Annotated in this window: 14 protein-coding genes and 3 rRNA genes; 7 read left to right on the top strand and 10 right to left on the bottom strand. The window is 56.5% G+C overall.

The window, feature by feature from the left end; all coding sequences use genetic code 11:
* Window positions 1–143: 143 nt before the first annotated feature.
* Complete coding sequence (locus B5495_RS14295; protein ID WP_079554775.1) at window positions 144–1,028, top strand: TatD family hydrolase; 885 nt, start codon at window positions 144–146, stop codon at window positions 1,026–1,028.
* Complete coding sequence (locus B5495_RS14290; protein ID WP_079554773.1) at window positions 1,021–1,497, top strand: hypothetical protein; 477 nt, start codon at window positions 1,021–1,023, stop codon at window positions 1,495–1,497. The genes B5495_RS14295 and B5495_RS14290 overlap by 8 nt, the downstream gene beginning before the upstream one ends.
* Here B5495_RS14290 and B5495_RS14285 read toward each other — a convergent pair.
* Window positions 1,494–2,072, bottom strand: coding sequence for an elongation factor P hydroxylase (locus B5495_RS14285; RefSeq protein ID WP_231897201.1), 579 nt, complete (start codon window positions 2,070–2,072; stop codon window positions 1,494–1,496). The genes B5495_RS14290 and B5495_RS14285 overlap by 4 nt on opposite strands.
* 226 nt (window positions 2,073–2,298) lie before the next feature.
* On the opposite strand from B5495_RS14285, the gene B5495_RS14280 reads away from it, so the two are divergent.
* From B5495_RS14280 to B5495_RS14270, 3 genes are all read left to right on the top strand, one after another.
* Window positions 2,299–3,684 (top strand): MATE family efflux transporter, encoded by a 1,386-nt coding sequence (locus B5495_RS14280; protein WP_079555123.1) that lies wholly within the window; start codon window positions 2,299–2,301, stop codon window positions 3,682–3,684.
* Window positions 3,681–4,682 (top strand): DUF3080 family protein, encoded by a 1,002-nt coding sequence (locus tag B5495_RS14275; RefSeq protein WP_079554771.1) that lies wholly within the window; start codon window positions 3,681–3,683, stop codon window positions 4,680–4,682. Before B5495_RS14280 ends, B5495_RS14275 begins: the two co-directional genes overlap by 4 nt.
* A 122-nt stretch (window positions 4,683–4,804) precedes the next feature.
* Window positions 4,805–5,500 (top strand): hypothetical protein, encoded by a 696-nt coding sequence (locus B5495_RS14270; RefSeq protein ID WP_079554769.1) that lies wholly within the window; start codon window positions 4,805–4,807, stop codon window positions 5,498–5,500.
* An 18-nt stretch (window positions 5,501–5,518) separates the two neighbouring features.
* Here the strand turns inward: B5495_RS14270 and tusA are convergent, their stop codons facing one another.
* Together tusA and rlmM are read right to left on the bottom strand one after the other, a co-directional pair.
* The gene (tusA, locus tag B5495_RS14265) at window positions 5,519–5,773 is read right to left on the bottom strand and encodes a sulfurtransferase TusA (protein ID WP_079554768.1); all 255 of its coding nucleotides are present in this window, start codon (window positions 5,771–5,773) and stop codon (window positions 5,519–5,521) included.
* A gap of 77 nt (window positions 5,774–5,850) precedes the next feature.
* The gene (gene rlmM / locus B5495_RS14260) at window positions 5,851–6,915 is read right to left on the bottom strand and encodes a 23S rRNA (cytidine(2498)-2'-O)-methyltransferase RlmM (RefSeq protein WP_079554766.1); all 1,065 of its coding nucleotides are present in this window, start codon (window positions 6,913–6,915) and stop codon (window positions 5,851–5,853) included.
* Window positions 6,916–7,184: 269 nt separating this feature from the next.
* On the opposite strand from rlmM, the gene gdhA reads away from it, so the two are divergent.
* Complete coding sequence (gene gdhA, locus B5495_RS14255) at window positions 7,185–8,561, top strand: NADP-specific glutamate dehydrogenase (RefSeq protein WP_079554764.1); 1,377 nt, start codon at window positions 7,185–7,187, stop codon at window positions 8,559–8,561.
* A gap of 121 nt (window positions 8,562–8,682) precedes the next feature.
* Window positions 8,683–9,096, top strand: coding sequence for a nucleoside diphosphate kinase regulator (gene rnk, locus B5495_RS14250; RefSeq protein ID WP_079554762.1), 414 nt, complete (start codon window positions 8,683–8,685; stop codon window positions 9,094–9,096).
* A gap of 263 nt (window positions 9,097–9,359) precedes the next feature.
* On the opposite strand, the gene rrf is transcribed toward rnk, so the two are convergent.
* From rrf to B5495_RS14215, 7 genes are all read right to left on the bottom strand, one after another.
* Window positions 9,360–9,475: ribosomal RNA gene (gene rrf, locus B5495_RS14245) — 5S ribosomal RNA — on the bottom strand.
* A gap of 123 nt (window positions 9,476–9,598) precedes the next feature.
* Window positions 9,599–12,486: ribosomal RNA gene (locus tag B5495_RS14240) — 23S ribosomal RNA — on the bottom strand.
* Window positions 12,487–12,754: 268 nt separating this feature from the next.
* A 16S ribosomal RNA gene (locus tag B5495_RS14235) occupies window positions 12,755–14,292 on the bottom strand.
* The 16S, 23S and 5S rRNA genes sit together here, the layout of an rRNA operon.
* Before the next feature lie 513 nt (window positions 14,293–14,805).
* Entirely contained in the window at window positions 14,806–15,645 is an 840-nt protein-coding gene (gene pstB / locus B5495_RS14230; protein WP_079555121.1) for a phosphate ABC transporter ATP-binding protein PstB, read from the bottom strand.
* A 54-nt stretch (window positions 15,646–15,699) separates the two neighbouring features.
* Complete coding sequence (gene pstA / locus B5495_RS14225; RefSeq protein WP_079554760.1) at window positions 15,700–16,866, bottom strand: phosphate ABC transporter permease PstA; 1,167 nt, start codon at window positions 16,864–16,866, stop codon at window positions 15,700–15,702.
* An 18-nt stretch (window positions 16,867–16,884) separates the two neighbouring features.
* Window positions 16,885–18,135, bottom strand: a complete 1,251-nt coding sequence (gene pstC, locus B5495_RS14220; protein ID WP_079554758.1) for a phosphate ABC transporter permease subunit PstC — start codon at window positions 18,133–18,135, stop codon at window positions 16,885–16,887.
* A 107-nt stretch (window positions 18,136–18,242) separates the two neighbouring features.
* Entirely contained in the window at window positions 18,243–19,256 is a 1,014-nt protein-coding gene (locus B5495_RS14215) for a substrate-binding domain-containing protein (RefSeq protein ID WP_079554756.1), read from the bottom strand.
* Between the last annotated feature and the right edge of the window lie 132 nt (window positions 19,257–19,388).

Here is a 19,388-nt window from a genome sequence, read left to right as displayed (position 1 = left end):
CCACTCAGGTGGTGCCACTCGCCGAGGCGGATGTCAGGGGTTACACTACGCGGCTTCTCGCACGGCATGGTTATTACCATGCGTTTGTAATATTCATTTTTACCGCTCTATTTTTCTCACTCATGCTTGCACAGGAGCCTTGTGTGGCAAACGCCCCTTTTGATGACGCGTTACCCGATGCGCTTACGTTTCGTGCGCCGTCGCCGCTGGTGGATATTGGTGCCAACCTGACCCACCAAAGCTTTCACCGCGATCTGGATACGGTGCTTGAGCGCGCACGCGCCGCGAACGTCACCACGCTTATTCTGACCGGCACGGATCTGGCCCACGCCGAACAGGCGGCTGCGCTAGCCGAGCGCCACCCGGGGCTTTATGCCACTGCCGGCGTGCATCCCCACGATGCCAGCGGCTGGAACCCGACGCTTGCCCGGCAAATGGCCGCGCTTTACGACCACCCCAAGGTGGTGGCCGTGGGCGAGTGCGGGCTGGATTTTAATCGCAATTTCTCCACTCCCGCCGAACAAGAGCACGCCTTTGAAGCACAGCTAGCGCTTGCCGCACAAAGCGGCCTGCCGCTTTTTCTGCACGAACGTGACGCTGGCCCACGCATGCGCGATATACTCAAGAGTTGGCGCGACGATATCAGTCAGGCCGTTGTGCACTGTTTTACGGCCGATAAAGACACGCTTTACGGCTATCTCGACCTGGACCTGCACATCGGCCTGACCGGCTGGCTGTGCGACGAACGTCGTGGCCACCACTTGCGCCCGCTGGTCAGCGACATTCCGTTGAACCGGCTGATGGTGGAAACCGATTGCCCCTATTTGCTCCCGCGCAACCTGCCGGCCAAGCTCAAGGGGCGGCGCCATGAGCCGGCGCTGCTGCCGTGGATTGTGCGTGAGATTGCCCACTGGCGCGGCATCAGCGATGCCGAACTGGCCGCTGCTACCACTCAGACCGCCGTTGATTTTTTCCGCTTGCCGGCCGTAACAACCCGCCAGCAGGCTACTGGAGACATCCATGAGTGACATTCCGGGATTTATCGCAATTGAAACCGGCGACGACGAGGGCCTGCCGCTGGCCATTGCCTGGTCCCGCCCCGACGGAAGCATCAAGCACACCCTGATCCAACCCGATGATAGCTGGATCAACGACGAATCCAACGTCATGGGCGAATACAGCATCGAGGAACTTGAAAGCCTCGGCGTCAGCCCGCTCGACGTTATCCGCGAGCTGGAGAACGACCACTTCAGCGCGACGCTCTACACCAACGACAGCGGCGAAGATGAACGCGCCTTGACGCGCCTCTTTGACACCTATGGGCTCGACCCGTTCGTCGAGCTGGCGCCGGCCGAGGTGCTCTACGACCACTTGAGCCCCAGCGAATGGCAGCTCAGTCGCAGCGAAATGTTCAGCGAATTAGGGCTTGAACCCATGCGCCCCGAGCATGAAGTCGAGGTCATGCTGAACGTTCATCAGCGCATTCAGTCGGCTTAGCCTGCCAACACCTCGCGCCCGGCAGTGCAGGCCTGCTCAAGCGTTGCCGGGGTCTGGTAATAGCGATACAGCGCGTTGCGAAACGCCGCAGCACGTAGCGGAAGCCCCTCTTGTACGTAGCGTTCGGCCCGCATACGCACTGTCTCGGCAAAGGCGTACCGATCAACCTCGGCATCGCCACCCAAATTATCCACGCTGACGTTAAACTCACGCCTACAGGCTGCGGTAAACAGGGATTCAAGCGCCTGCGGTGCGATTTCAGCCTGTTCAAACGCGCGCTGCTGCTCGGCGTTGCGCCCGTCGGGCAGATACCAGTAGCCGTAGTCTTCATGCTGCCGGCGAGCGTCGCCGGCAATACACCAGTGGCTGATTTCATGCAGCGCGCTGGCGTAAAAACCGCGGGCAAAAATCACCTGATGATACGATGTATCGTCGTCCGCCGGCCTGTACAGCGGCTCATCGCCGCCGCGAATCAGGCGGGTGTTGTACGCGCGATCAAACACGCCGTCGAACAACGCGATAATATCCCCGAGTGTAAAGCGCGACTCATGCGCTACCTTTGCTGCTGACTCCACGTCAACTCCTTTAACGGTAATGCCATGAGTATAACGCTGATGGCCGGCCGCGCTAAGCGGCGCCGACAAACGACGCTCGGCGCGCATCATACTGCTAATATGGCGTGCCGTGGCGCCTGCTTTTACGGCACGCTTTTTCTATCGTCCCCATGATATACAGGAGGCCGCTTTGAGTCGCATCACTCACCGGCTGAAAACGCTGCATTGGCCCGAAACCCGCCTGCTGATGCGCCTGGCCCTACCCATTTGCGGCGCCCAGGTCGCTCAGGCCGGCATGAGCGTGGTGGACGTGATGATGACCGGCCGCCAAAGCGCTACCGCGCTGGCCGCCGTCTCGGTCGGCTCCAGCCTGTGGATGCCGCTGATGCTGTTCATGACCGGCACGCTGATGGGCGTCACCCCGATCGTCGCACAGCTGCTGGGTGGCCAGCGCCACGACGAGATTCGCCCGGCGGTGCATCAGGCGCTGTGGGTGGCGTTGCTGCTGGGCGTTATCTCCGCCGGCCTGCTGTGGTTTGCGGTGATGCCGGTGTTCGAGCTGATGAGCGTCCCGCCGGACGTCGCGCTGGCGTCGTCCGCCTACCTTGCCGCCTTGGCCTTTGGCATGCCGGGCGTGGCGTTGTTTCAAGCGCTGCGGGCGTTTTCCGACGGCATGAATCATACGCGCCCGGCGCTGTGGATCAGCCTTATCGGGCTGGGCGTGAATATTCCCAGCAATTACCTGCTGATTTATGGCGGCGACGGCCTGGTCGATTTGTTTGGCACCTGGATTCCCGGCTTTCTACAGAACCTGCCCGCGCTTGGCGCCTTTGGCTGTGGCATTGCCACGGCGCTTTCGATGTGGACCATGGCCCTGTCGATGGCGCTGTATACCCGGCGTGGCCGCACCTATGGGCAAGTTAACCTGTGGCAGCGGATTACCTGGCCAGAGTGGAGCGGCCTGCGGGAGCTGACGGTTGTTGGTTTGCCGATCGGTATCGCCATCTTTGTCGAGGTGACGCTGTTTACGCTCATTGCCCTGTTTATCGCCAGCCTTGGCGAAATCACCGTGGCCGCGCATCAGGTCGCGTTCAGCTATACCGGCATTCTATTCATGCTACCCCTATCGCTCAGCATGGCGCTGACGGTGCGCGTGGGTAATACCCTGGGGCAGGCACGCCCCGATAGGGCGCGGCTTGTGGCGTGGAACGGCATCGCGATCAGCCTGGTGATCGCCGCCATCAACAGCACGCTCCTGTGGGTCACCGGCGAATGGGTCATTTCACTGTATACCAGCAACCCGGAGGTGCAACGTCTGGCCGCTTCGCTGATCGCTCTTGCGGTCTTTTATCAGGTGTCCGACGCGCTTCAGGCCAATATCGCCGGCGCGTTGCGCGGGTACAAGGACACCCGCATCGTGATGCTGATTACCGTGCTGTCCTACTGGTGCGTAGGGCTTGGCGGCGGGCACTGGCTGGGCACCCGCGGCGTCGGCTCGCTGACCGGCCCGCTTGGCGTACACGGCTACTGGCTGGGCCTGGTTGCGGGGCTAAGCACCGCCGCTGCGTTGCTGGCATGGCGACTGCGCCACATTAGCGCGCTAACACAGCGGCAGGCTGCCGCTGCAACATGAGCAGCACTTGGCGCTCCGGCCGGAAAATACTCGCGTTCACCGCCTGCCTGACGGGCGGCTTGCTGCTGTCAGGCTGCGGCGATTCCGACGCCGAACGCTACTGGCAGGATTATCACCGCACGCTCGAAAGCGCTCTGGCGCTTGATGCCATACCACGCCGCGCTCCCGACAATATCGGCGCCTTTCCCGAACGCCGTGCGCGCCTGTTTGACCTTCCCGAAGTTCGCGAAGGGCTCATCGGCATCTACGCGCTGCGCGAATGCCGGATTACGGCCCTCGTCGCGGCGCACAACAATCAGCTTGGGCGCGTCGCCCCGCCCAGTCAGCAATGGCTTTACCAACGTGCGCTATGGCAACGCCTGAGCGGCTGCTGGAATACGCCAGTGCCCGACGGGCTGGCAACCGTTGACCGCCAGCGCCTGCACCGGCTGACGCTCACCAAAACGCAGCAGCTGCCCTACGCCAGCTGGAATGCGCTGTTTGATTCCAGTGAATGGGAAAAAAGCTTTGCCCGGGCGAGCCATCCGGTCGACTTTACCCGCGTGGATATCCGCCCGGCGCTAGGGGCCGTCAACTATTTACAGCGGATGGTGCGTCATCAGTTCAGCCGCAGTTGGGAGCAGGATTCAGGCACGCTTGAACATCAGCTCAAAATACTGCGCAAACGCCCGTTAACCGCACAGACACTGCGCACGCTGATGCTTGCCACCCAGCGGCTACGTGAAGCAACCGCAACGCTGAACACCACAACGCCAACGCGCTGCCTGCCGGCCTGGGATATGGGCTACATCGCTGCAACACGCCACAGCGCCAGGCGCTGGCTGACCGCGGTCAACGCTTTATTCGACAGCGTTCCGGTTACGCCTCCTAACGCCATGCACACCTATCGCCAGCGTTGGTTATCGCTCGATAATCAGCGCGCGCCCTGGTCCGCTTTTAAGACGGCGCTTGTTGAGCACCATTCCGCGCGTTTTCGCTTTCCTGCGTGCCGCAGATAAACAACCTGTCACAAAAAGCGGGCAAGGCTTAACCTTCTCGACAAGCTGTGCTATTGGTGAAGGGGCGGCAACGCAAAAAAACCCTGCCGCTATCGAGACCATGCAGCATCAGGAGGGACATCATGGGCGCATCCTTGTCACCCCGCTCTGCCCAGGTCATCGATCTGGAAACGGTACGTAAGCGCCACCAGGCACAACAGCAGCTGGTGCGCTTGGCGCCTGAGCTTGATGGGCTGGAAATGCTCTATCAGCTCGAGGCCAACACGGAGACCTGTTACGCCATCCCCATTCTGGCCTGGGGGCTCAATCAGGACGGCAGCATCGTCGGGCTGGTGCCCTGGATGGCCACGCTCACTCCCTGCCAGCGTATCAACAGCCAGGAAAACGGATGCTTTATCGGCTACCGTGATCCGGAAACCGAAGAAATATTTACTACTCCCCCTGAGCACAAACACGACGAACTGCTTGCTGCCGCCACGTATTTTGAATACGAAGCGTCAAACGGCATCACGCTGATTCAGCAGTTGCCCGATACTCAGGGGACCCACGCGCTGTGTATGGACACCCCCGACGCGCCCTGGCAAATGAAGCCCGTGCACGGCTGGTCACTGTACAGCGATGGCAGCATTGATGCCCTGCTCGCCGACGAAGAACAGGTCACGATGACGCCGGTACTGCTCGGCGACGACTGCCTGTACAGCGCCCGAGCGCGCCACCCACGGCTGTATTTCTTTCAGCGGCACATTGCCGGTCGCATTCTGGAAGAAGACCCGGCTACGCTCGAAGCGCTGGCTCTGATCGCCGTGCCGCCGTCATAAGCGGTGATACAGGCTCACTCAGGATGCCAGCCGAATAAAATATCGGTAAGACTCACCGGCCGTGTGCTGCTCCATCAGCTCATGGCCGAGGAACTGGCAAAATTTCGGTACATCCCGAGTGGTGGCAGGGTCGGTCGCTACCACTTGCAGCACTTCACCCGGCGCCATATCGCGTACTTTATTGTGCATCAGCATGATGGGTTCCGGGCAATAAAGCCCGCTGGTGTCCAGCAGAGCATCATGGGCGGGTAACGTGTCTATCGGGTTCGCCATTTGGGGTCTCGCTCAAGGAAAAGGCATGATCAAGGTTATCACTGGGCGGGCATGTCATGCCCGGTTGTGCCAACGGCTTAAAAGCGATCCGTTAGCCGCACATGCACCGTCACTTCTTCGCGGTCGTGATACAGGTGACGACACGCAACGGTTGCCTTGACGCCCGCCTGATCCAACGCATGCTCCAGTTCGCTTAGACCACGCTGCACCTCCTCCCAGCGTTTTTTCATCGGCAGCTTCAGGTTAAACACCGCCTCGCGGCACCAGCGGCGCACCAGCCAGCGCTCCATCATGGCAAGCACACGCGCCGGCTTATCCACAATGTCGCATACCAGCCAGTCAAGGCGCTGGGGCGGTTCCCAAATAAAGCCGTCTTCAGCCAGATGGTCGACCTGCCCCGTCGCCATTAACGCTTTATTCATGGGGCCATTATCAATGGCATACACATGCATGCCGCGCTGCACAAGCTGCCATGTCCAGCCTCCGGGGGCTGCGCCAAGATCCGCCGCCTGCATTCCCTCCGCCAGCCGAACGTCCCATTCATCACGCGGCACAAACTCGTGCCAGGCCTCCTCCAGCTTCAGCGTTGAGCGGCTCGGCGCGCGCGAAGGAGAACGCAGCCGCCGAATACCGCCAACAAGCTCGCTGCGGTTGCCGGGAAAGCTCATCCCCAGTTGCACCTGATCGCCTGACAGCCACAACAGGTGCAAACGCCTTCCACCGGCTTTGCGCCGCAGTGCACCGTTTTTTTTCAACGTGCTTTGCAGAGGACGCGTCAGCGCTTTTGCCAGCCGACCCAGCGCCTTTCCCTCATTGGTATCCGGCGTTTCATGCCAGATACTCTCAAAGCTCCAGCCGGCTTCCACCACCTGTCTGGCAATAGCACCAAGTCGATCCTCCCGGGAAAGCGTAAGCGTCGGCAGAGCCACAAGGCTCTGCCGTGCAAAAACCAGCCGGGCAAAAGGCACCGCGCGCTGTAGGGCATTAATTGTCTCGCCGTCTGTACGCGCGACACTCGCCCAGCCTTCACCCGCGTGACCCTGTACACAGGCATCGCACTGCGCAGCATAATACTCAAGCTCCGCCAGCGCATCGCGCTCAAAACCTTGTCGGCAGTAAACCAGCCACGTTGCCGGAAGCATCTGACTCACCTGGACACCTCACGTGTCATAGCAAAATAGTGCGGCATTCTAGCATGCTAATGGCACCTGCCCAGCACACGCGTTGTTCTTAAAAAGCCCCTACTGGCATCCATGACATCGAGAGCGTCCTACTGCTGCGCCACTTTTATTTTAAAGGTGCGCACGTAACATCGGACAATCACGCATAGGGTATGCATTAATCGCATATTATGATCTAATAGAGTGCTTTCTTCATCTGCACACTCATTAACGCACAAGGTACAAAAACCATGATCGAGGCACAGGACACCAGCAGCCATCTTGAAACCTATGTACATGACACCCTGACAAGCTTGAAGCAAAGCAGCCCGGCGCAAACCGAATTTTATCAGGCGGCCGAAGAGGTGCTTGAATGCCTGCGCCCGCTGTTCAAGCGCTGCCCGCACTACCTTGAGCACAACATCATCGAGCGTATTGTAGAACCCGAACGCCAGATCATGTTTCGTATCTGCTGGGTAGATGACAACGGCTATGCACAGGTCAATAAGGGATATCGAGTACAGTTCAATTCAGCGCTGGGTCCGTACAAAGGTGGCCTGCGTTTTCACCCCAGCGTTACGTCCGGCACCATCAAGTTCCTGGGCTTTGAGCAGATTTTCAAAAATGCGCTCACCGGCCTCCCCATCGGCGGCGGCAAAGGCGGCTCCAACTTTGATCCCAAAGGCAAATCCAATGCCGAGATCATGCGCTTCTGCCAGTCATTCATGACCGAGCTGTATCGTCATATCGGCCCCACTACTGACGTTCCCGCCGGCGATATCGGCGTTGGCGCACGAGAAGTTGGTTATCTTTACGGACAGTACAAGCGCATGACCGGTCGCTACGAAGGTATTCTGACCGGTAAAGGGCTGAACTGGGGCGGCTCTATTGGCCGCAAAGAAGCCACTGGTTATGGCGCCGTTTACTTTGCGCAAAACATGCTCAAAGCGCGCAGTGAAAGCATTGAAGGACAAACCTGCCTGGTGTCAGGCGCGGGCAACGTGGCCATCTATACCATTGAAAAACTGCTCGAACTCGGCGCTAAACCGATTACCTGCTCTGATTCGGGCGGCACGTTACATGATGCCGACGGTATCGACCTGGAGGAGCTCAAGGAAGTCAAGCGCACGTCTCTCGAGGCGTATCGGGAACAGCGCCCGGGCGCCCAGTACATTACCGCTGACGACTATCCGGAAAATGGCCATGCCGTATGGCATATCAAAGCGGATATCGCGTTTCCCTGCGCCACCCAGAACGAACTCACTGCAACCGACGCCGAGGCACTACTGAAAAACGGCGTCACCTGCATTAGTGAAGGTGCCAACATGCCGTCTACCGCGGACGCCGTTGATCGCTTTCTCGAGGCCGGCATTGCGTATGGCCCGGGCAAGGCAGCCAACGCCGGCGGGGTCGCTACCAGCCAGCTGGAAATGGCGCAAAACAGCAGCATGGAACAATGGCCGCTGGAAAAAGTGGATGAGAAACTCAAGGCTATCATGGCCAACATCCACCAGCAGTGTGCCGATACCGCGGCAGAGTTTGACGAACCGACTAACCTGGTACTCGGCGCCAACATTGCCGGCTTCCGCCGGGTCGCTGACGCCATGATCGATCAGGGTGTTGTCTGATCGTTTTAAGTGTGTAAATAGCGTAGACTAGTAAGCGGTAGCAGTCCTTCTCCATTTTATGGGGAAGGACTGTTTTTATTGGTTATTACGCGTTTGCATTTTCTATTCCAAGGAGAGCAACATGGGATATCGTCCGCCTATCCTGATTAATCGACTCGATGCCGAGCGCCTGCAGCGTCTGATTGACGATGCCTCCGAAAAGGACATGGCCGTTGCCGAATTGCTTGAGGCGGAGTTAACTCGTGGCGAGGTCGTCGATCCCGCAGATGTTCCCGATAATGTTGTCAGCATGAACAGCCAGATTCAGTTTACCGACATGGAACGCAATCGCCAGATGATTCGTACCCTTGTCTACCCGCACGCCATGGATAGCGTAGAAGATGCCATTTCAGTAATGGCTCCGATTGGAGCAGGACTTATTGGGCTCAAGATTGGCGATGTCGCTGACTGGCCGCTACCCAACAACGGCAAGGCACGCCTGCGTATTGATGCCATCTTTTGGCAGCCCGAACGCGAAAAACAGTACCACCGCTAAGCCGCCTGCCCACGCTTCAACCAATCAGCTAATCCAACCTGCACTCCGGGCGCCACGGCTGTCTTTTCCTCCGGAGTGTACCTTACCTGCCACACGTAACCTTTCCTCCTCAGCTTTCCCCCCTCTTTAAACACTCTGTGCTTTTGTATCTCGCTTTCTCCATCTCATGGCTGCTGTGCCAGGCAAACTTTCCTTCTCTTGCCACTTTTCTTCCATGCACACAAAAAACCCAGCCTGGTGGCTGGGTTGATTGCGGTATAAGTGCCTGACGATGACCTACTCTCGCATGGGGAGACCCCACACTACCATCGGCGCTGAGCGGTTTCACGACTGAGTTCGGCAAGGGATCAGGTGGTTCACGCACGCTATGGTCGTCAGGCGAAACGGGTTGTATATCATGCTGCCGAGTTTGGCTCAGCCGAGGATAAAAATCTGTGATCGTCTCGCGTATCCGACGTTCTTGCTTATCGTTGTCCTGCGACGCCAACCCCTTGGGTGTTATAGGGTCAAGCCTCACGGGCCATTAGTACACGTTAGCTCAACGCCTTGCAGCGCTTCCACACCGTGCCTATCAACCAGCTCGTCTTGCTGGGCCCTTCAGGAGGCTCTTGGCCTCGGGGATGTCTCATCTTGAAGGGGGCTTCCCGCTTAGATGCTTTCAGCGGTTATCCCGTCCGCATTTAGCTACCCGGCAATGCCACTGGCGTGACAACCGGAACACCAGAGATGCGTCCACTCCGGTCCTCTCGTACTAGGAGCAGCCCTTCTCAAACATCCTACGCCCACGGCAGATAGGGACCGAACTGTCTCACGACGTTCTAAACCCAGCTCGCGTACCACTTTAAATGGCGAACAGCCATACCCTTGGGACCGACTTCAGCCCCAGGATGTGATGAGCCGACATCGAGGTGCCAAACACCGCCGTCGATGTGAACTCTTGGGCGGTATCAGCCTGTTATCCCCGGAGTACCTTTTATCCGTTGAGCGATGGCCCTTCCATACAGAACCACCGGATCACTAGAACCTGCTTTCGCACCTGCTCGACGTGTCAGTCTCGCAGTCAAGCACCCTTATGCTCTTGCACTCATTGCACGATGTCCGACCGTGCTGAGGGTACCTTCGTGCTCCTCCGTTACGCTTTAGGAGGAGACCGCCCCAGTCAAACTACCCACCACACACGGTCCTCGATCCGGATTACGGACCCGAGTGAGAACGCCAATGATGCCAGGCTGGTATTTCAAGGGTGGCTCCCTCCGATCTGGCGACCGGAGTTCAAAGCCTCCCAGCTATCCTACACAGGCAACATCAGCGTTCAGTGTGAAGCTATAGTAAAGGTTCACGGGGTCTTTCCGTCTAGCCGCGGGTACACCGCATCTTCACGGCGATTTCAATTTCACTGAGTCTCGGGTGGAGACAGCGTGGCCATCATTACGCCATTCGTGCAGGTCGGAACTTACCCGACAAGGAATTTCGCTACCTTAGGACCGTTATAGTTACGGCCGCCGTTTACCGGGGCTTCAATCAAGTGCTTCGCCGAAGCTAACACCATCATTTAACCTTCCGGCACCGGGCAGGCGTCACACCCTATACGTCCGCTTGCGCGTTAGCAGAGTGCTGTGTTTTTAGTAAACAGTTGCAGCCACCTGGTATCTTCGACCGGTTCGGGCTCTGAGAGCAAGTCTCGTCACCCTACGCCGGCGTGCCTTCTCCCGAAGTTACGGCACCATTTTGCCTAGTTCCTTCACCCGAGTTCTCTCAAGCGCCTTAGGATTCTCACCCTGACCACCTGTGTTGGTTTGGGGTACGGTCTCGCAGTATCTGAGGCTTAGAGGCTTTTCCTGGAAGCGTGGCATCAATGACTTCAACACCGTGGTGTCTTCGTCTCGTCTCTCGGCCTTAGGAATCCGGATTTACCTGGACTCCCAGCCTACGGACTTTCACCAGGACAACCAACGCCTGGCTCACCTAGCCTTCTTCGTCCCCCCTTCGCAATACTGTGAGGTACGGGAATATTGACCCGTTTTCCATCGACTACGCCTTTCGGCCTCGCCTTAGGAGCCGACTCACTCTGCTTCGATTAGCGTCGAACAGAAACCCTTGGTCTTCCGGCGAGGGCGTTTTTCACGCCCTTTATCGTTACTCATGTCAGCATTCGCACTCGTGATACCTCCAGCAGACTTCTCAATCCACCTTCATCGGCTTACACGACGCTCCTCTACCGCTCATCCATAGGATGAACCCGTAGCTTCGGTACCTGGTTTAGCCCCGTTACATCTTCCGCGCAGGCCGACTCGACTAGTGAGCTATTACGCTTTCTTTAAAGGATGGCTGCTTCTAAGCCAACCTCCTAGCTGTCTGAGCCTTCCCACATCGTTTCCCACTTAACCAGGATTTCGGGACCTTAGCTGACGGTCTGGGTTGTTTCCCTTTTCACAACGGACGTTAGCACCCGCTGTGTGTCTCCCACGCTCGCACTCACCGGTATTCGGAGTTTGCCTCGGGTTGGTAAGTCGGGATGACCCCCTAGCCGAAACAGTGCTCTACCCCCGGCGGTGATACGTGAGGCGCTACCTAAATAGCTTTCGAGGAGAACCAGCTATCTCCGGGCTTGATTAGCCTTTCACTCCGACCCACAGCTCATCCCAGCATTTTTCAACATACTTGGGTGCGAGCCTCCAGTTGATGTTACTCAACCTTCACTCTGGCCATGGGTAGATCGCCCGGTTTCGGGTCTATTCCCAGCAACTGTTCGCCCTGTTAAGACTCGGTTTCCCTACGCCTCCCCTAATCGGTTAAGCTCGCTACTGAAAATAAGTCGCTGACCCATTATACAAAAGGTACGCAGTCACAGAACAAGTCTGCTCCTACTGCTTGTACGCACACGGTTTCAGGATCTATTTCACTCCCCTCACTGGGGTTCTTTTCGCCTTTCCCTCACGGTACTGGTTCACTATCGGTCAGCCAGGAGTATTTAGCCTTGGAGGATGGTCCCCCCGTCTTCAGTCAAGGTTTCTCGTGCCCCGACCTACTCGATTTCACGCGATCAGATTTTCGACTACGGGGCTATCACCCACTATGGCGGCATTTCCCAATGCCTTTGTCTAATCAGTCACACGCTTAAGGGCTGGTCCCCGGTCGCTCGCCGCTACTGGGGGAATCTCGGTTGATTTCTTTTCCTCGGGGTACTGAGATGTTTCAGTTCCCCCGGTTCGCCTCGCATCCCTATGTATTCAGGATGCGATACTCACCTTATGGTGAGTGGGTTTCCCCATTCAGAGATCGCCGGGTCGCAGGTTGTTTGCCACCTCACCGACGCTTATCGCAGGCTACAACGTCTTTCATCGCCTCTGGCTGCCTAGGCATCCACCGTGTGCGCTTCATTGCTTGACCCTATAACCCGAAGGAGTCGGGGTCGCAATGACAACGATTATTGCCGGATACGCTTGAGACGTATCACATGATGCTTTCATCAAGCTCTTGTTTTAAAAACATTAAAACAGAATTCTTAACGAAACCATCGGTTTTTATCAGCATGATATACATTGTTAAAGAGCAACTGCGTAAACGCAGTGGTAAGTCTGTCGACTTACCGCTGCCCATACACAATATCGATCAGGTAATTCATTGTGAACGCTTGCCTGGCGGATGACGCATCGTTTAAGGAGGTGATCCAGCCGCAGGTTCCCCTACGGCTACCTTGTTACGACTTCACCCCAGTCATGAACCACACCGTGGTGATCGCCTTCCGAAGTTAGGCTAACCACTTCTGGTGCAGTCCACTTCCATGGTGTGACGGGCGGTGTGTACAAGGCCCGGGAACGTATTCACCGTGACATTCTGATTCACGATTACTAGCGATTCCGACTTCACGGAGTCGAGTTGCAGACTCCGATCCGGACTGAGACCGGCTTTATGGGATTCGCTTACTCTCGCGAGTTTGCAGCCCTTTGTGCCGGCCATTGTAGCACGTGTGTAGCCCTACCCGTAAGGGCCATGATGACTTGACGTCGTCCCCACCTTCCTCCGGTTTGTCACCGGCAGTCTCCTTAGAGTTCCCGCCATTACGCGCTGGCAAATAAGGACAAGGGTTGCGCTCGTTACGGGACTTAACCCAACATTTCACAACACGAGCTGACGACAGCCATGCAGCACCTGTCTTACAGTTCCCGAAGGCACACCAAGATCTCTCTCGGCTTCTGTAGATGTCAAGGGTAGGTAAGGTTCTTCGCGTTGCATCGAATTAAACCACATGCTCCACCGCTTGTGCGGGCCCCCGTCAATTCATTTGAGTTTTAACCTTGCGGCCGTACTCCCCAGGCGGTCGACTTATCGCGTTAACTTCGCCACAAGGATCTCAAGGATCCCAACGGCTGGTCGACATCGTTTACGGCGTGGACTACCAGGGTATCTAATCCTGTTTGCTACCCACGCTTTCGCACCTCAGCGTCAGTGTCAGTCCAGAAGGCCGCCTTCGCCACTGGTATTCCTCCCGATCTCTACGCATTTCACCGCTACACCGGGAATTCTACCTTCCTCTCCTGCACTCTAGCCTGACAGTTCCGGATGCTGTTCCCAGGTTGAGCCCGGGGCTTTCACAACCGGCTGATCAAGCCGCCTACGCGCGCTTTACGCCCAGTAATTCCGATTAACGCTCGCACCCTCCGTATTACCGCGGCTGCTGGCACGGAGTTAGCCGGTGCTTCTTCTGTGAGTGATGTCTTTCCGCCGGGGTATTAACCCGACGGCGTTCTTCCTCACTGAAAGTGCTTTACAACCCGAGGGCCTTCTTCGCACACGCGGCATGGCTGGATCAGGCTTGCGCCCATTGTCCAATATTCCCCACTGCTGCCTCCCGTAGGAGTTCGGGCCGTGTCTCAGTCCCGATGTGGCTGATCATCCTCTCAAACCAGCTACGGATCGTTGCCTTGGTGAGCCATTACCCCACCAACCAGCTAATCCGACATAGGCTCATCCAATCGCGAAAGGCCCGAAGGCCCCTTCTTTCCCCCGTAGGGCGTATGCGGTATTAGCGTGGGTTTCCCCACGTTATCCCCCACGACTGGGTAGATTCCTATGCATTACTCACCCGTCCGCCGCTCGACGCCTCCTAGCAAGCTAGGATCGTTTCCGCTCGACTTGCATGTGTTAAGCCTGCCGCCAGCGTTCAATCTGAGCCATGATCAAACTCTTCAGTTTACAATCATTGTGATTCTTACTCTCCCGCCACCCGTAGGCGTTGGGAAAAAGCGAATCAAACTTGGCTCAAGGTTTCAAACGTTCTCAAAAAAACTCAACGGCCGAAGCCGTTTCATCTTTGACGAGTCGCTTGCCTTGATAATAGGTGATTTGTCACCCACTCAGGCAAGCGCCCACATGAATTACCTGATCAACTTGTTAAAGAGCGTGTCGCGGGGTGAGTCATAAAAACTTACCCTGAACAACGTGTCGTTGTCGCTAGTGACTCAGCGGCTAACGTTGCTGCGAAGAAGGCGTATTCTACGCATTCCATGGTGTTTGTCAAGGGCGCTTTCAAAACCGGTTATCGAAAAACAAAACGTAAACCGAAGCGCTAACTGCCTGACAAACAAGAGCTTTTAAGGCTCTACCACCGCCGGTGACGTGAGACGTCGTCGGCAGCGAGTGCTTACTCTACGGCCTGATGACTGCGTTGGCAAGGGGTCTATGAAAATAATAGCGAAATAACGCCTCTTAGCCATAGCGCCCGGAGATATAGTCTTCGGTCTTTTTATTCGCCGGCGTCGAAAACATGACTCGCGTATCGTTGTATTCGATAATTTCACCTAGATGAAAAAAGGCCGTGTAGTCAGCAACACGCGCGGCCTGTTGCATGTTATGCGTGACAGTAATGATAGTGAACTTTTCTTTCAGGCGATCCATGAGATCTTCAATCGTTGCCGTCGAAATCGGATCAAGCGCCGAGGTCGGCTCATCCATCAAGATGACATCAGGCTGTACGGCAATGGCACGAGCAATACACAGACGCTGCTGCTGACCACCAGACAGCGAGGTACCCGGCGCCTGGAGTTTATCTTTGACTTCTTCCCACAGCCCCGCATCGCGTAGCGCTCGTTCTACCAGTTCATCCTGATCGGGTTTCCGGCTAACCAGATCGTGCATGCGAGGCGCATACGCGATATTTTCATAAATCGACTTGGGAAACGGATTGGGCTTTTGAAACACCATGCCCACACGCCGACGTAGCGCTATTTCATCCATCTTGGATGAATTGACATCTCGCCCGTCCATTTCCACCAGCCCACTCAGGCTTACGCTGGGAATCAGGTCATTCATACGATTCAAACAGCGCAAAAACGTCGATTTACCGCACCCGGAAGGCCCTATAAGCGCGGTAATATTATTCTGGAAAAGGTCAATGTTGAGCCCCTTCAGTGCTTGAGTAGTGCCATACCACAGGTCCAGATCACGCACGCGAATGCTTAATTCATGACACGCCTGCTCATTAGTGGTCAGAGGCTGGCCAATGGCTGGCGTGCCCGGCGAAGGTATTCCCCGCATCTGGTTGTTCATCACGGGGTCGCTCATAACAGGATGATTCATAGCGGATTCCTTGGTTGCGGCTGCTTACCAGCGGCATTCAAATTTTTTGCGCAGTACCACGGCAAACGCATTCAACGAAATAAGCACTGAAAGAAGCACCAGAATGCCGCCGGCGGTTTTTTCCACAAAGGCTTTTTCCGGCTCCCCGGCCCAGGTGAATATTTGCGCCGGCATAACGGTCGCAGCATTGGTAAACGAAGCGCCTACGTCAGGGATAAATGCCACCATCCCCACGATAATCAACGGCGCGGTTTCACCCATTGCCTGGGCAAGGCCGATGATGGAACCCGTCATGATGCCCGGCATTGCCAGCGGCAGGACATGATCGCGGACCACCTGCCACTGAGAACAACCAACGCCGAAGGCCGCATGACGAATCGAATCCGGCACGCTGCGTAAGGCCGTACGGGTGGAAATGATAATAATAGGCAGCGTCATCAGCGCCAGAGTCATCCCACCGGCCAGAGGCGAGGAACGTGGCACACCGAAGAAATTAATAAAAATGGCCAGCCCCAGCAGACCAAATAGAATGGATGGGATAGCGGCTAGATTATTGATATTTATTTCAATAATTCGAGTGAACCAGTTATCAGGCGCAAATTCTTCAAGATATATCGCCGTCATGACACCAATCGGAAAAGCGATTGATAGAGTCACAATCATGGTCATGACAGTGCCGACAACAGCTGATAGCAGGCCCGCACTTTCGGCAATCCTTGAGTCCCCTTGAGTAAAAAATGCAGTATTGAATCGCAAGGCTATCTGCCCTGAACCCACTCGGCGCTGAATATCTGCCTGCTCCTGTGCGTTGAGCGTATGCCGGTGTCCTTTGAGGTATTGATCCACCTCACTTTTCGTCAACAGCCAACGAGACTCTTGAGTTCCCACCCTGGCAGGGTGATTGCGTAATAACAGGGGTATTCCTCGCACTTCAGTACGGCTGACAAGCGGCACAAGCGCCTGATCAATCGCTTTCCGACCGTCTTGGGAGGCCTGCTGTGAATACTGGATAGTTGTTTTGATGTAGGCCTGCTGAAACGCGGGCAAGCCTTTACCCAACATATCGCTGAAAAACCACAGCAAAAACAGACCAGCCAACCCCAATGCCGACATGGAAATCCATTTTAATCGTGCCGAGCGGCGATGGCGACGACCCAGCTGCCGGCTTATGTCATCAAATGTTTGACTCATTAGCGTATGCCTCGGACGTTACAGATTATTAACCCGGTATTTTTCACGGAAGCGTCGGATCATCAGTACCGACACCAGATTCAGCGACAGCGTCACGACAAAAAGAACCAGTCCCAGCGCAAACGCTGACAGCGTTTCAGCACTAGCAAACGCCTGATCTCCCGTTAGCGCGGCCACAATACGCACTGTGACAGTCGTCATGTCTTCAAACGGGTTAGCCGTCAGGTTAGGCCGCATGCCCGCCGCCATGACCACGATCATGGTTTCGCCCAGCGCGCGTGACATGCCCAGAAGCGAGGCGGAAATAATACCCGGCAACGCGGCAGGGACAACAACGTCACGAATGGTTTCACCACGCGTCATACCCAGCGCCAGCGCCCCCTGACGCATGCTGTCGGGAACCGCATTGATCACATCGTCGGAAAGCGAAGAAATAAACGGAATAATCATGATGCCCATGACTACCCCCGGCGCGACGGCGTTGTTGTAGGAGGCGTCCAGCCCCACCCAGCCGGCCATGGCCACGATAACGGGAGCCACCGTAATCGCGGCAAAAAAACCGTACACCACGGTAGGAATACCGGCCAGCACCTCAAGCATCGGCTTGGCAAACGTACGCACACGTCCCGGCGCGTACTCCGACATATAGATGGCCGAGAGCAAGCCAATGGGTACCGCAACCAGCATGGCGATTAACGTGATCATGAAGGTGCCGGCAAACAGCGGCACTGAACCGAACTCGGCACCGCCACCATCGCCACGCCCGGCCGACGCCAGAAAGCTGGCTCCGGGACTCCATGTGGTACCGGTTAAAAACGCCCAGAGGCTATGCAGCTGAAAGAAGCGCAGCGCTTCTGAAATAATCGAGAATAAAATACCGAAGGTGGCCGCAATCGAGATCAGCGCTGCCAGTGCCAGAATTCCACGTATCACTCGCTCAATGGCTTTACGCGCATGAAAAGCGGGCCGTACCTGGGCGATCCCCAGTGCAAGCCCGGCGCCGGCTACGGCCAAGCTTACTGCCAGCCAGTAAAACGTGGGAACAGATACGTTCAGCAGCAACAGGAAAAAAGCGCCTAGCGCCCCGACAAGTATCGCTGGCCCCGCCGTAGACAGTACCGCGAACCAGGCATATTGATCCGGCTGCGCATACATTGATGCTCCGGCACGGCGCACACGCACTGCCTTATAGCGGCCGGCAAAGAAGGCCAACAGCCCCAGCAGTACAAGCGCCGCGCAAAAAATAAGAAAACCCGATTGGCTTTGCATCGTCTGTTTCTCGCGTTACCCGTGAAACCGTCGTTGCCATTGCTCAGACAATGGCAACGGGCCGGCAGCATCGGCTCCCGGCCGCTTGATGTGACGTGCCACAAGGTTTACTTCAGGTCAGCAAGCGTCAGTGCTTCATGCCCGGCTACCTGCTTGCGTGCTTGGGTACGCTCGGCATCGGGGAGCGGAATCAGCCCCAGATCCATCAGGTAGCCAGCTTTGCCAATCATCTGCTCTTCCATGAACATGTTGGCGTACTCATAAAGCGGTGCAACGTCATCGGCGTGCTGGTTTTTCACGTAGAACCACAGCGAACGCGCCACCGGATAGTCTCCCGAACTGATCGCTTCGGATTCAGGCTTAACACCTTCAATGCTGGCCCCCTGAATGATGCCGGGGTTTTCCACCAGGAAAGAATAGCCAAAGATGCCGAACGCATCGGTATCTTTAGCAAGACGCTTGACGATCAGGTTGTCGTTCTCGCCTGCATCAATATAAACGCCGTCGGAACGGATATCGGCATAGCCTTCACCGCCGTAGGCCTCCATTTCTTCCGAGGCAGCCTCCATCACCAGTTCTTCAAAGGCATCGCGCGTGCCGGATGTAGTAGGCGGCCCGTAGATGGAGATTTCACGATCCGGCAGTGTCGCATCGATATCACTCCACTTTTTGTTGGGATTATCGACCAGCTCGCCGTCTGCCGGCACTTTGGCGGCTACCGCAAGAAACAGCTGACTGAGGCTCAGGTCAATGGCTTCATTGTCGGCCGACTGACCTAGCACAATGCCATCGGAGCCGATTTTGGCTTCAGTAATATCGGTCACGCCATTTTTCTCACAGCGCTCAAACTCAGAAATTTTCATGCGCCGCGAAGCATTGGTGATGTCGGGGGTGCCCTCTCCAATGCCGTTACAGAAAAGTCGCAGCCCGCCGCCTGAACCGGTTGATTCAATAACCGGCGTCGGATAATTGGTAAGGGCACCGAACTCTTCGGTCACGTAGCTGGCAAAAGGGTAAACGGTGCTTGAACCCACAATGCGGATTTGATCACGCGCCTGCGCCGCGCCGGCAGCGCTCATGACCGCCGCAGCAATAAGGCTGGTAGTGAGGATGCGTTTCATGGGTGTGTCTCCTGTTCGACAAAGTGTCTGACCGTTGCGAGAGACACTGTGCCGCTATCAGGTGACAACCTGATGACAGAAACACGTCAGAAAGGATTTAGCCGCTAGCAGGCCAAAATGCTTGACCCGAGA

It is taken from the genome of Vreelandella subglaciescola, assembly GCF_900142895.1.
Classification (GTDB): domain Bacteria; phylum Pseudomonadota; class Gammaproteobacteria; order Pseudomonadales; family Halomonadaceae; genus Vreelandella; species Vreelandella subglaciescola.
Note: the sequence above shows the minus strand (reverse complement) of the source record. Positions and strands in the feature narration are given on the sequence as shown.